Genomic DNA, 12,908 nt, shown 5'->3' with positions numbered 1-12,908 from the left:
ACGATGGCCACCGGCCGCCAGACCCGCAGTGCCCCGAGGGCCGCCCCGACTTTTCCGGGCGCCGCCAGTCTGGTCGCCTCGGCCCCGGCCAAACTTTCGATCGTCGCCCGGCAGGCGCCGTTCTCTGAAAACAAGACAACCAACAGCCCCAATGCAAGCCACCCGCCGGGACCTTCGGCGTCCGCGAGCGGCAGCAGGCATGTCGCCAGAGCCAGCACGGCGAGGACGGCGACGAGGAAGGGCTTCCGGGCGCCGACCCGGTCGGACCAAAGCCCCAAGGGAAATTGGAGCAGTCCGGCCGCCGCCGAAATCACCCAAACGAGGGCGATTCCGCGATCCGAGAAGCCCTTTTCTTCTTTCAGATACAGCGGGAGGAACGGCAGGCAGAAGCCGATCCCGGCCATTCCGAAGAAGTAGGCTCCGTACAGGCCGATTCGGTTCCTCGTCTCCATTGCCCCGGCGCCGGGCGGTCCGTCAATCGTTTGTGGGTCCGTCATGGTGGTCACTCTTGTTTGGGGATGGCGGGCGTTTCATCGGAATCCGGTCGGGTCTCGGGCATGAGGAACAGGAACAATCCGGCGGCGACGGCGGCGACCAAGGCGAACACCCGGAACGCGGTCGCGAATCCCAGATGTTGCACCAGCGGCCCCGCCATGAGCGGGCCGAGCACGCCACCCACCGCGAGAGCGGTCGCCAGCACGCCTTGCAAGGCGTTGAATCCACCCTTCTCCCGCGTCAGGTCGGCGCACACCACCGCCACCACGACGCCATAGATGCCGGCTCCGATTCCATCGAACACCTGGAGGGCCACCAAGGTCCACGGGTCCGAGACGAATGAATACAGGAGGATGCGAACCGGCAGGGCCAGGAAACCGATGGCAAACACCGGCTTGCGACCCCAGCGATGGCACAGCCCGCCCGCCAGCAACGCGACCGGAACCATCACCGCCTGGGCTACGAAGACCACGGCCGCCACTTGAGTGTCCGTCCCGTCGAGCCGGGCGATGTATTGTCCGACCAGCGGCATGACCGGCGCGTTTGCCAAATGGAACAACGCCACGGCCGCGAACAGCACGATCACCCGCCGGTCCCGGAACAATCCCCGCAACCCCGGCCCGGTGTCGGCTGTCGCGTTCGTGGTTGTTTTCACGTCAGACGGACGGATCAGGAACACGCTGCCGGCCGCGAAAGCGGACACGACGGCCACGGTGTAAAACACGGCGGGAAGCCCGAGCCACGCGGCGACAGCCATCGCGGCCACGGCGGCGGCGATGTTTCCGGCGTGGTTCCATCCCTGATTTTCCCCCATCACCCGGTGAAGCCCGGCGTGCCCGGCCAGTCCGAGGGCAAGCGCGCCAAGAAGGGGGACAAAGAACGCCTGCCCGACTCCGCCGAAAAACACCAGCGAGTCGATCACCCGCCAGTCGGCCGGGACCAGCGGCAGGACACCGAAGCAAAGCCCGACGACAATCGACGATCCGGCCAGCAGGGCGCGCCGGTTTCGTATCCGGTCGGTCAGGAGGCCGGCGGGCGTCTGGGCGAGGAACCCCCCCAGCCCGCAGACGGCGGCCGCGTATTGAATGGAGTCGTCCCGCCAGTCCCGGCCGGCCAGCATCTTGGCGAGAAACGGGATCACCACGCCGGTCAGTTCGGCCAGAAAGAAATTGGCCGCGTTCAACCCGATCCGATCCCGGTTGAACGATGACGCCGGCCGCTTCAAGGGAGCATCCGGCAATTCGGTGTACGCGGACATTGGCCTTCTCCGGGTTGGCTGGCGCGGGGCGGGCGTCGAAATGACGCCCGCTTCCCCGGCGTCATTTATTCCTTGACAGCCGGCGGCGGGGGCGGCGCGCCGGTCGCTTTTCGCGGCTCCGGCCCCCGTTCCGGCAAGGCCGCCGGGCCGTCCTCTTCCGCGCGGAGAAGATGTTCCCCGACGTGTGACCAGGCCGCGGCCGCCCGGGCGAGTTCGCCCGCTTTTCGGTATTCACCCCCCTCATAGGCGGCGCGGGCTTGGTTGTAGGCAACCTTCGCCCCCTCCAGAAAATCACGGGCGGGACCGCTCTTCGAGACAACATCCGATCCGGCCTCGATCAGATCACGGGCGTGTTGAAGGGCCTCGCCCGCTTCGGACCACGGCCGGCGGGCCTCCGGTCCGTCCCGGAAATCTTTCCCCTTGGGTCCGTCTTTTTCCTTGGGACCGTCCTTGAAATCCTTCCCCTTGGGTCCGAAATCCTTCTCCTTGGGGCCGTCTTTCAAGTCTTTGCCCTTCGGCCCGTCGAATTCCGTCGGCGGCTCGGGAAGGCCGTCCACCGGTTTGAAGGATGCCCGCCGGGCGTGCTCCAAACCGCGGACGGCGTCATTGGCGGCCAGCAGCCATTCCCCGCCCCGGCGCGGGTCTTCTTCCCGTGTCTTGAGGCCGGCCCGGTAGAACGCCTTGGCGTGATCCAACAGCCGACCCATGCTCTTGCCGGCGGGGGGTTGCTGGGCCAGTTCCGTGATCCCGTCGAAGGCCTTCCTCGCCTCGTGATCGGCCTTGCCGGCCGGGCCGCCCTTTGCTTCTTTCTTGCCGAACTTTTCCTTCTCCTTCTCTTTGCCGGGTTGGGCGGCCATGTCGGGCGCGGTCCCCAGCATGAACGCCCCGCCCGCCAGAAGCAGTCCCAGACAGATCTGTCGGCCTCGTGTCGCGCATCTCATTGATTTCTCCCTGAATCACCGGCCTCCATGTCGCATTCCCCGGAACGACGGATGGAAAGCCGATGGCATTTGTTGTGACAAATCACCGGGGTTGCTCATGCCAAAGCAGAGCGAATGCCGCAGGCCAATAACGCCGGGAATTGTTGTCTTGCGGAACAGTTTTTGTTTCCGAAGTGATTATTTGTCAAGTTGTTAAGACATTCAGATCTTGCGGAGATATTTTCGCGGGCTGGTCGCGGCGATCAGACACCGCCCCATGCGCCCGGCTCGGGCGGGCGGAAATCCCCCGGTGGCGGGGGGTTCCCGCCCGCCCGGACACGTGAAACGAGACGAATGGCGGCCGATTGCCGATATCCGCGAATCGGCGTGGGGTTTGCACCGTGGCCGGGGGTCGCCGGAACGGTCTCCGGCGTAAATTCCGTTCGCTTGGAGAAAACATGAAATCAAAACAACCTGCCGGTTCGCCGGACGAACCCTTCCGTTGTCGGGTCATCCATTACAACTTCAGCCCCAAGGGGGGATTGGAGGGGCTGATTGTCGAGTCGGGGGGAGAACGGGCGCAAGTGGTCTGCCCCCCGCATTTGGGAACGGATCTGGCCCGTCTGGTCGCCGAAGGAGATGAAGTCGAATTAAGCGTGGAGGAGTCGCCCCCCTCCGACAAAGGCCCGGCGGCCCACCCGGTTTATCGGCTCATGGAATTGCCGGAAACGAGTCACGGCGAAGATCGCGACGAGCCGGGAGTCGCCGGCATCGTCACCCGGTTCAACTACGCGAAACATGGCGAAGCCAACGGCGTGGTCCTCGACACGGGTGATTTCGTGCATCTGAAGCCGGACGGCATGATACGGGTAAAACTCAAGATTGGCGACCACGTCACCGCCGACGGCGAAACCCGCCCGATGGAACTGGGCGGCCGCGTGATCGAGGCCGCCGTCGTGAACGGAGTCAAGATCGAGAAGAAACCAAAGCTTGCACATTGACGGGACATGGTTGGTTTGAGAAGGCGACGCTGTCGGTCGGAAGACGGTCGTTCTCACGGATGTCCCTCGCCGGACTTCCGGCCGGCTCATCCCTGCCACGGTCGAAACTCCCTCGCTCGGTTTCGACCGGCCAGAGATCCGTTTCCAGCATTCCCAACGCCTCCGGCAGTTTTCGCAGAGTCGGGCGTCGCGGCTTCTTGGGGTTGGCCAACATCGCGTTCACATTGGATTGCGGAATTGATAGCAACCGGGCCGGACCGACTTGATTGAGGGCCCGCAGTTCCATCAGCTTCTCCAGCCGCCGGACGAACCGCACTTCTTCTGTCTCCTGCTTTTGGCCATCATCGGGCGTCAGCACGGCCGAAATGGCTTCCCGGCGGTTAGTGGCCGTCAAATGCTTGTCCCGGTTAAGGGCGTCGTCCGGTTCGGCGATGATGCGGCGCAACAATTGGAGGCGTTTGGACTCGGGCTTCTTCATTTGGCGGTGGTCGATTTGAGTTTGGCAACGCGGATGCTATCCGACCGGCTGAACGCTCGCAACAAATTTTACAGGGCATCAAACCGGACGCCTTCGCCGCCAAGACACGTGTGTTAGAGAGGGTGCCAAGGATTCTGGCATGAAGATAGTAATGGGTCGGTCGGTATATCGAGACTATTCAATGATATTTGTGAAGGTTTCGGCGGCTGGGTTGGGTTCTTTGTGTTCGCCAAAGTCGCCAAATGGAGTTCCCGCCCCGAGCCTATTAACATTGTATTGAGGTGCAGACGTCTGCACCTTGGCCGGCCGAACGGCCCAAGATTAAAATTTGTCGATGGATGCAGATGCGATTTGGTCCAATCTGCCTGCCAAAAAGGTTAACAAAAGTTAACAGGCGAAGGGCTTCTCAAAGTCCGCAAGAGCGGCCGAAAGATTACCAAAAGCACATAACTTGGCATGCCCTTAATTCTCTTTTTTCGCTTTTTCTGCCACCTTCTACTTTGCCTCGCCCTCTGCGATTTTTTCCCACATGGCCCTTTGAGTCGGACTGGCTCTTCCTTCTCCTCTCATATCTCTTCTCTTCAGTGAAGACGTAAAGAGCCAAGGAATTAGAAAGCCGCAAGGTGATGTTTTGCGAGTGAGGGGCAGAAGACCGAATGTCTATTTTTGACATCCACGAAGAATGGTCTGAATGTGTCGGATAGAGGGATCGTCGGGCAGAGTGCCGGGTGAGAAGACAAGTCATCACGTTGTCAAAGCTTGACCTTGTGCCATGCCCCGCATTGACCGCACTTGCACCGCCACGGCTTTTGGGCTGGCAGGGTTGATCCGGATAGCGGCGTCCATCGCAACCGTCTTCAGAGCAGATCGGGTTCCACACTTTGGGCGGATGCAGGGTGCCAATGCGCCCGCCAATGCCACAGAAATAGCGTCCGGTTCGCGTTCCATTTTCTCCCTTGGGCGGACTTGGACGGTTCCCAAAAGTCAAGTTTTGTCAGGTAGCTTGGCGTGATTCGGACCAAGCGACGCTCTCCAGCCGCGCCGGCGCCCATGACCGGACATGGATTTAGTCTCTGGTCCGACAGATGGTGAATTGCGGCCTGACACGGTCTCAAGACATGTTTCGCCGCGTCAGATGTCGGTGGCTCATGGACTGCCGATATCTGCGTTTTCAAAATGCCCCCGGTTTATCCACTCCTTGCTTTGATCACCGACAGCTGCCAGGAAGCTCGGTTTTGTCGAATATTGACCGAACCTTCTCGTCGCCGCCATCAAATCACCCGCCCGCATCCCCGTCGCCTTCCTGCCGGCCGGGATCGCGCCCCGTCGTCTTCCAAAGAGTGGCCGCATAGGCGACGGTGTCACCTTGAATGGTTTTCTCCAAGCCGACCAAGACCCAGCCGTCCCTCATGAGTTCGGCCAGCCGGAGGTATTCCGCGTCCCGAACCGGACCGCCTTGGGTGTCCAGTGAATAGGTGACGCGAATCTCCTGGATGTCGCCGGACGGGAGCGCGCCGTCGGTCATAATTATTCTCGCCGGTGGGTGGTTGCGAGCATTCAAACCGGCAATTCTCAGACCGCAACGTCGCGGCACGGTCTGAACAGGGAGAATTCCGAAACCCTGCTCCCTGCTAAACGACATGAGGCCCGGCTTGATGCCGGGCCTCTCTGTTCTGTTCAACGGCGGCCCCGCAGGTCGCTCGGTCACTTCACCTCAACGTCGTAATCTTTCGTCTCAGCCTTGCCGTCAGGGTTGGTGATGGTCACTGAAATCCTCGCCTTGCCGGTCTTCCCGATCTCCGGGGTGTAATCAACCAGGGTCTTTTCACCGTCGGGCGCCGACTTTCCCCCGATGAGGGAACTCAACATCCAAATCACCGTCTTGCCCGGACCCGTCAGTTTCGCGGTGGTTTTGCGGCCGGTGCCGGCTCCCGGCGTCGTGACGCGGACAGTGTCCTTGTCCGTGATGGTGATCGTTCTCCCGACGACCGGCTCGTATACGTTTCCGCCGATGGAGTTCTTGCCGGCCGGCTTTTCCTCGGAGAAGGCGGGGAAACAACCCGCCCCAAGAATGCCGGCCAGGGCCAGCGTGAAAATCCTCATGAGGGTGCCTTTCGCACGTCTGGCGGGCCTTTGGACTTGATTGCGGAGGTTAAGTTTCCTCTCACGGGATTTTATTGAGTGATGCGGGGGCCGGAAGGGCAAGGCCCCCGCCGGGGTTCGGGGGACGCCGCAGGGTCACGACATATCACCGGCCCGTGCCCTCGGGCGTCATCCGGAACCGCCGCAAGACCCATCCTTCGTTCTTCAGCCGGGCCAGGAGGGCATGCTCGTCGGCGGGAAAAGGAATGTCGGCGGCGTCCGTGAAATAGGTGACCGTCACCTCGTCTTCGTAAATTGGAGACGGTGACTGGTCCATTCGCGGTGCCTCTCAAGAGCGATGGGGTTGCCATGAGCGGCGGGCGTCTGAAGGAAGCGGCCGGGGCGAGGACTCGCAACTCCCCCGGCCTGGCGGACGCGCCCGGTTTTTGGGTCCGGTGTCCGCAATGTTACCATAAGCTGTCGGGTGACGGGGTGCAGGGGCAACGGGCAAACCGACTTCGGCCGCAAAGATGGCCGGAGTCGGTTTGCCGATGAAGGGGTCAGGGATTCGGGCGGGATCGCACGCCAGACCAGACGCTGCACGTTTCCTAACCACACCATTTCGGACCGTTTGCTGGCTCAAGTCCTGACTGCTCGGATTGACTTTACGGCAGAGGAATTTGCCGAAGCCAATAATGGTCATTGATTTGCGCCGGGCGGCTGTCCGCGATCTCTTTCGGGTTGGCTCGTGATTTCTGGTCATGGAATTGCCAGTCATGAGTAGTCGAAACGAACCTTTCAGGCCGAGGAACGGCCACACCCTGATGGTTCTCGCCGTCACCCGGATCAGCGGGGGGCCCAATCAAAAGGAGGAAAGTCTGGACGATCAGCAGGACCATGTCCGCGAGATCGTGCGTGAAGAGTACGACGGCCCGGCCGAGTATCGGTTCATCTCCACAACCGACAAGGGAGAACGCCTCGACCGGCCGGAACTCAAACAGATCGAGGTATTGCTCCGCAGCCGGGTGTTTGACTTGCTGGTCGCCGAGGATCTCGGTCGCATCGTCCGCGGAACGGCGGCCAAGGATCTGTGCGGCATTGCCGTCGATCATGGCACGCGGGTTCTGGCCCCCAACGACGGGATCGACACGGCCGATGAGAATTGGGAGGAGGACGCCATCGGGGCGTGCAAGGACCACGTCGCGCACAACGGCCACACCTCCAAACGCCTCAAGCACAAACTGATGAACCGGTTCAAAAAATTTGGCGGGGCCATGGCTCGTGCGATCTACGGATATGACGTCCCCGACGACGCCCGGACGTACGACGACTGGGGCAAAGACGCGACGGCCACCCAGGTTTATCAAGAATGGTTCGCCCGGTTGCGCAAAGACCCGAGCTGCTCGGCGGTGGCCGACTGGCTGAACGCCAGGGAAGTTCCCACCGGCCCGTATGCACGGAACAAGAAATGGGACGGCCGGATGGTTCGGCGGGTCACCGGCAATTCCGTGCTCAAGGGCATGCCAGGCCGGGGTCACAAACACACCGTCAAGCACAATGAGTCGGGCCGGCGAAAGTCGGTGCGGAATCCCAAGGGGCCGAAATTTTATGAGTGTCCTCATTTGGCTCACATCGACCCCGCCGAATGGGACGAAGTCAACGCGTTGCTGGAAAGCGCAAACAAAGGCATGGGCCGGAAAAAAAACAACGGTTCCGACCCGAGGGCCGGCGTCTCGAAGAAGCGAACCATCTGGCCGGGCCAGCATGTTTTGTGCGGCGTCTGCAACCGTTTGTTTTATTGGGGCGGCCACGGCCAAAACGACCATATGATGTGTTCCGGCGCCCGGGATTACAAATGCTGGAACGTCACCACGTTCGACGGGCATGAGGCCGCCCGCCGTCTGAACCATGCCGTCCTTGACGGAATCGCGCAACTGCCGGATTTCGACGCCGACTTTCTCGGCAGGGTGGTGGCTCGCATGACAGAGCGGCGGTCGGCTTGTTCGGAGGAAATTCAGAAAGCCGAGCGGGAACTGGACGAGGTTCGTCGGAATTTGGCGAATCTTTCTGATGCGATCAGCAAGCGCGGGCTGAGCGATCACCTGAATCAGAAGCTGAATGAATTGGAGGCCAGGGAACGAGACTTGGTGACCCGACTTGGGCGGACGAGACAGAAACCGAACGCTGTCGTCTTCCCGGCGATGTCGGATCTTCGATGCCGGGCCGCGGAAATGCTGGAGACAGCCCGTGCCGACCGGATGGAATTCGGCCGGTTGTTGCGGATTCTGATCCCGCGGCTGCAAGTGTTCCCCGTCCGTCTGTGTGATGGCGGCGGCGTGGGTCTGCGGGCGGTCATGACGCTGGACCTGACGTCGATGATCCCCTCTGAAATCAGCGGTCCCGAAACAGAGTCGTTGCTACGGAGCGAGTTGACGACGGACCTGTTTAACCCGCCGGAGCGGGCCGTGTTCCGGGCTGATGTCGTCCGTCGACGCGCGGCGGGCGAATCGCAGAAAGAGATCGCCCTCGCCCTTGGTTTGACAGTCACGGCCGTGCAACGAGCCGCGGCCCTGGACCGGTTGATGCAATCCCGCGGGCTGACCGACCCGCACATTCCCGTCACCGAGCCGCCGGCCGATTGCACGAAATTCAAACGGCATCTTCATCGGCGATATGTCTTCACTCCCTTGCCGCCGCCCGAAGCGGTGTGATTCCTATTCCGACAACTTGAGCCTTTGCAGGCCCCGCACCGCTTTCGGCGTGCGGGGCCTTTTTCGTTTTCACCCTGACATGGAGAAGCAGATGATCGCCGAACCAAACCGGCAGGATCGCGTGCGCGAGGTCCGCAAGGCCCTGCGTCAATTTCTGAATTTGCTGGCCGACCGAGTTGCGGAGCAATTGCTCAACGAACAGCAGCATGAGGCAAACCATCCGAAGCCTTCGGACCATGCAACCGAATCCCCAAGCCATCCCAAAAAGGACCAAATCAATGAATAACTTTGAAGACGAATCCATGAGGCTGGCCGGCTGGCTGCGCCACGCGGCCGAGCAGGCCGAGGCTCATGTGGAGCAGGCCGACCGGTTGATCAGGGCGGTGGTCACCACCGGCCACCTCGCCCCGGGTGTTATCGTCGGACCGGCCGTCCTGCAGCATGATTACCATCCGGACGCCGGCCGCGAGGACTCGGCTCTGGTGGCCCGGCTGATCCTGCATGCCCCGCGCGGACTGGGCGTGGCGTGGTGGGATGTGGACGTGCATTACGAGCGGTCCCAAGAGGAAGGAGCCCTGGAGGAGGACGCCAGGTGCGGGTTCGTTCCCTTCGCCGAGTGTGAGATCGCCGTCAAGGCTTCGTGCTTGCCACATATCGCCGGCTTGTTGTTGGAGATGCGGAGTCGTCTGAGATCGTGACGCAGTATGCGGGCAGCAATTAGTGAACGATATGGCCGGCCGAATCAGAGAAGATTGTTCAGCCTCCGACGATCCCGGTCGGCGGAGGCTGAACAATCTTTTACGCATCAGCTCACTCGCTGAATGTCTTGGGGGAATTGTCGGTGGATTTTGTCATTCTCGCCTGCCGACGCGCCCGTCGCTCAATCCCGACGATGGCCGGCACGCGCTCTGAAGTCGTGCGAGGGTAATCGGCTCGCGAGAAGACAGATTGCCGTCGCTCAGTAGGCAAATTCTCGCAGCGCAACCGACCTTGTACGATCATCGGGTGGTGGATGGGATGATGCGAGGGTGATTGAGTTGAAATGCACAAACTTCAATATAAAGTCGATACCCCAACGGAAATCACATTAACATTATTTTTGCGAAAGGACTACGCCCATGCCTCAAGAAATCGTCTTGGAAAACTTACCCATCGGCCACGCCATCAAGGCATGGGTTGCGTGGCCGTCTTCGCTGTTCCACGGCGTTTTATTCGACGGAAGACAGGCAAGACTTTATTTGACGATTCACCAGACACGACCTAATGTTTCGGAGATAAGGAAAGCTATTCGGATCGCTCCCGCAGAAAGCAACTCGATAGCTTTCCTTACCTCCGAAACATTAGGAGACTTTGCATGACGCGGTGATCAACTACATCGACTCCCATGGCCAGAACTACTTCTCCAACCTCCCGGTTTGTCGGCAAACGGCAACGGAAACGGTCTACGGACGTGACTCGATCCGTTGCTATTTTCTTCTGCCAGTTGCAGGCGATCTAGCCGTTCTGGAGTTGTGGGAGAGACTCCAGACGATTGGCGTTGTGACTTTCGCGTGTGTCCGGGGCAGGAATGAGATGGTCGAAACGCGTTATTTCATCAGTAGCCTGTCGTTGGGCGTAAAGCAGTTCGCCCTCGCCGTGCGAAGCCATTGGAGCGTTGAAAACGCCTGCCACTGGACCTTGGACATGACCTTGCACGAAGAAGAATCACGTATCCGCGACGAGCGTCTGCGGGAGAATTCTGCCTGGCTGAACTGGTTTTCGCTCTCTCTACTCAAGCAGCATCATGGCAAGGACCGCATCGTCGGCCATGTCGCGGGTTCGGTTGGACTGATGACTTCTTGGCTCGAAGTGCTCAGTGGGGTAGTTGGTTAGCTGACGCAGGCCATGAGCCGCCAGCGGCGTGGTTCTAGGCGCATATGCCGGTGCTCGATGGGTTCACCATTGGGAAGATAAGGCCGTGCAGCATGATCCTGCCAGTGATTATCATGAGCGGGGCACTTCCGGCGGCAGATGTGCTTGACCTTATTCGGATCGGCGCGGGAGCACATGACGAAGCCGTTCAACGATGCCGACTTGCTGGCAATTGTGGAGCGAGTGATGGAGGCAGGATCAAGGGCGAATCAAAGCGTCTCGGGCATCAGATTCAGCTGATGCTCTTGCGGAGGTCGTGGAGAATGCTTGGCCAAGTCATTCAAAATGGCTAATAGAGGGTTCGCAACCGTTTTCTTCGTTTGACCACGCGTGGGGAATTGACGACCGCAGTCTATACAGGTGTGCATCGTTGCGGGCACGTAAGCGGCTTCCCCGGCATCAAACTGGGAATTGCCGCACTTTGAACACTCCATCGACCGCACGCGGCCACTCAGAGACGGAAGGACGTTCTGAGCCATCAGCACACGAACCATGCGATGGTCAAGCCGAACGCCGTCGATCACAACCTCCGAGAAAGTGTCGTCAATCTCCGGTTCATCTTGCACGTCCATCAGAAAAGCGTGGACGTGAATTCCTTCCTCCTCGTGCTTGGGCTGAGTCCACAAGAATGCCGGATTCGACCCCCAAATCTGAATGCCGCCAGGAAACTCCGACTGCTTGATGTCGAGCTTCCTCGCCGCAGGTTCAATTCCGTGCTCGTCTGCGTTGCAGGCTTCCTGGACCCCGATGATTGGATTGCCAATGCCCCGCACGCTGTCATAAAAATGTTTTCCGCATCCCGAGCAAAGATGCCGCCGATGTGGGTGGACGCTGAACCAGTCCTTATCCAGATGCGGCCAGCCACAATGGGTGCATGTGACGAAACACATCGAGAACCCGAACACCGAGCTAATCATGTAGTAGATCGCGTCGGCCTCATTCACGACGATGCCGTTGTCAGGGAGGTTTTTTCCGACGAGTCGGACGGCCCGATAAGTGAAATCCAGTTCTTTCTTGGATCCCGGTTTCGGGCGGGCGTGGATGTGGATTCCGCTGTCCATCGGACGGCGAGTCGTGTCATATACCGCCGGAACCGCGCCCCAGAGCGCAACACCGCCAAGATACTGATCCAAGTCGAGGGGTTTGATGTCTTCGTCGCTGAGAGGAAGCCTGTGCGCCAGACGGCATTTCTTCGCAGGTGTTCCACCCTTCGCGGTGGCGTCGGCCCGATGCGTGAGGCACCAATGCCGCATCTTCCCATCGCGACGCTTCTCAATGGCGACCACGTTACAGGGGATGTCGGGACCGGCCATTTGCAGAGTTGATGGCAGTTCGGGTCCGAAAAGCGAACGCTGTCTGCTGACTTGGCGCTGAGTCATTCTGTTGGTGGTTTTTCGGGTCATTACCCCTGCCTCCTTACGTCGCCAACCGGGCGGCATTGGTCACCCTGCGGAGCAATTCCGCAGGCGAGCATGGACGAGCCATTTTTTTCACATCTTCCAAGTGGGCCCGCAACTTCAGGACTTGACTCTCCGACATGTTCCGGTTCCGCCCCAGCAATTCGCGGATCGAATTCCCCTTGATGTCGAAAACATCCCGCAAAATCTCCAATGTCCGTCGCCGCCCCTCGGTGATTTCTTCCGGTGTGATTAGGGCAATCGGGTTGCACCCGACCACGTAATTCTCAATTCGCTTGTCGAATGTGTTTTTTTCATGGTGATCAAGTTTGTGCTGTTTGCCACGGGCGTCAATGATGACATTCCCCGTCACCTGGCCGTTCTCCCCGACCCTCAACCGCTGCTCGGGGAAGCGGTCATATGCTTGGATCGCGGTGATTTTAGACTCGATCTCGAAACCGCCGATCACGAATTGGTCCACGCTTTGGACCTTACCCGACACCACGAATATCTGATCGCCCTTTTCGAGTTGCCTTCGGATGTCAGGGCGGCACGCCCCAAGCGACGGCTTCGGACCCAAATACGGATCTTTGACGTCCTTACCCTTCTCCGGGTCGTAGCCAGTGCTTGTAACGAAAATCTTGCCTTTCATGCT

14 protein-coding genes are annotated in these 12,908 nt (G+C 60.1%); 5 read left to right on the top strand and 9 right to left on the bottom strand.

Annotated elements, in window-relative coordinates; translation table 11 throughout:
* The 3 genes from BGIM_RS66375 to BGIM_RS0101370 all read right to left on the bottom strand — a co-directional run.
* On the bottom strand, positions 1-497 hold a 497-nt coding region (locus BGIM_RS66375; RefSeq protein ID WP_202947209.1), incomplete at its 3' end, for an MFS transporter.
* Between the two features lie 5 nt (positions 498-502).
* The gene (locus BGIM_RS0101375; protein ID WP_020468010.1) at positions 503-1,753 is read right to left on the bottom strand and encodes an MFS transporter; all 1,251 of its coding nucleotides are present in this window, start codon (positions 1,751-1,753) and stop codon (positions 503-505) included.
* Positions 1,754-1,818: 65 nt separating this feature from the next.
* Entirely contained in the window at positions 1,819-2,694 is an 876-nt protein-coding gene (locus tag BGIM_RS0101370) for a hypothetical protein (RefSeq protein ID WP_040887528.1), read from the bottom strand.
* Between the two features lie 437 nt (positions 2,695-3,131).
* Here BGIM_RS0101370 and BGIM_RS56775 point away from each other — a divergent pair, with 437 nt between their 5' ends.
* Positions 3,132-3,674, top strand: coding sequence for a hypothetical protein (locus BGIM_RS56775; RefSeq protein WP_020468008.1), 543 nt, complete (start codon positions 3,132-3,134; stop codon positions 3,672-3,674).
* On the opposite strand, the gene BGIM_RS0101355 is transcribed toward BGIM_RS56775, so the two are convergent.
* The 4 genes from BGIM_RS0101355 to BGIM_RS62430 all read right to left on the bottom strand — a co-directional run bounded on the left by BGIM_RS0101355 (position 3,640) and on the right by BGIM_RS62430 (position 6,571).
* Positions 3,640-4,152, bottom strand: a complete 513-nt coding sequence (locus tag BGIM_RS0101355) for a hypothetical protein (protein WP_020468007.1) — start codon at positions 4,150-4,152, stop codon at positions 3,640-3,642. The genes BGIM_RS56775 and BGIM_RS0101355 overlap by 35 nt on opposite strands.
* A 1,276-nt stretch (positions 4,153-5,428) precedes the next feature.
* A complete protein-coding gene (locus BGIM_RS0101350) occupies positions 5,429-5,677 on the bottom strand; it encodes a hypothetical protein (protein ID WP_020468006.1) in 249 nt (82 codons plus the stop codon).
* Positions 5,678-5,856: 179 nt separating this feature from the next.
* Positions 5,857-6,255 (bottom strand): hypothetical protein, encoded by a 399-nt coding sequence (locus tag BGIM_RS0101345; RefSeq protein ID WP_020468005.1) that lies wholly within the window; start codon positions 6,253-6,255, stop codon positions 5,857-5,859.
* Positions 6,256-6,400: 145 nt separating this feature from the next.
* A complete protein-coding gene (locus BGIM_RS62430; RefSeq protein WP_020468004.1) occupies positions 6,401-6,571 on the bottom strand; it encodes a hypothetical protein in 171 nt (56 codons plus the stop codon).
* Between the two features lie 439 nt (positions 6,572-7,010).
* On the opposite strand from BGIM_RS62430, the gene BGIM_RS0101335 reads away from it, so the two are divergent.
* The 4 genes from BGIM_RS0101335 to BGIM_RS48170 all read left to right on the top strand — a co-directional run bounded on the left by BGIM_RS0101335 (position 7,011) and on the right by BGIM_RS48170 (position 10,817).
* Positions 7,011-8,945 carry a recombinase family protein gene (locus tag BGIM_RS0101335; protein WP_157368552.1) on the top strand — a complete coding sequence of 645 codons (1,935 nt, stop codon included), beginning with the start codon at positions 7,011-7,013 and terminating at the stop codon, positions 8,943-8,945.
* Positions 8,946-9,036: 91 nt separating this feature from the next.
* Entirely contained in the window at positions 9,037-9,231 is a 195-nt protein-coding gene (locus tag BGIM_RS0101330; protein ID WP_020468002.1) for a hypothetical protein, read from the top strand.
* Positions 9,224-9,643 carry a hypothetical protein gene (locus BGIM_RS0101325; RefSeq protein WP_020468001.1) on the top strand — a complete coding sequence of 140 codons (420 nt, stop codon included), beginning with the start codon at positions 9,224-9,226 and terminating at the stop codon, positions 9,641-9,643. The genes BGIM_RS0101330 and BGIM_RS0101325 overlap by 8 nt, the downstream gene beginning before the upstream one ends.
* Before the next feature lie 652 nt (positions 9,644-10,295).
* Positions 10,296-10,817 carry an ISAs1 family transposase gene (locus BGIM_RS48170; RefSeq protein WP_020468000.1) on the top strand — a complete coding sequence of 174 codons (522 nt, stop codon included), beginning with the start codon at positions 10,296-10,298 and terminating at the stop codon, positions 10,815-10,817.
* Positions 10,818-11,065: 248 nt separating this feature from the next.
* Here the strand turns inward: BGIM_RS48170 and BGIM_RS0101310 are convergent, their stop codons facing one another.
* Both BGIM_RS0101310 and BGIM_RS0101305 read right to left on the bottom strand, forming a co-directional pair.
* On the bottom strand, positions 11,066-12,259 hold the full coding sequence (locus BGIM_RS0101310) for a hypothetical protein (RefSeq protein ID WP_020467999.1): 1,194 nt from the start codon (positions 12,257-12,259) through the stop codon (positions 11,066-11,068).
* 13 nt (positions 12,260-12,272) lie between these two features.
* Positions 12,273-12,905: a hypothetical protein gene (locus BGIM_RS0101305; protein WP_020467998.1), complete on the bottom strand. Its 633-nt coding sequence runs from the start codon at positions 12,903-12,905 to the stop codon at positions 12,273-12,275.
* Positions 12,906-12,908 lie beyond the last annotated feature (3 nt).

The sequence above is a fragment of the Zavarzinella formosa DSM 19928 genome, assembly GCF_000255705.1.
Lineage (GTDB): Bacteria > Planctomycetota > Planctomycetia > Gemmatales > Gemmataceae > Zavarzinella > Zavarzinella formosa.
This window is presented reverse-complemented; position numbering and strand designations above follow the sequence as displayed.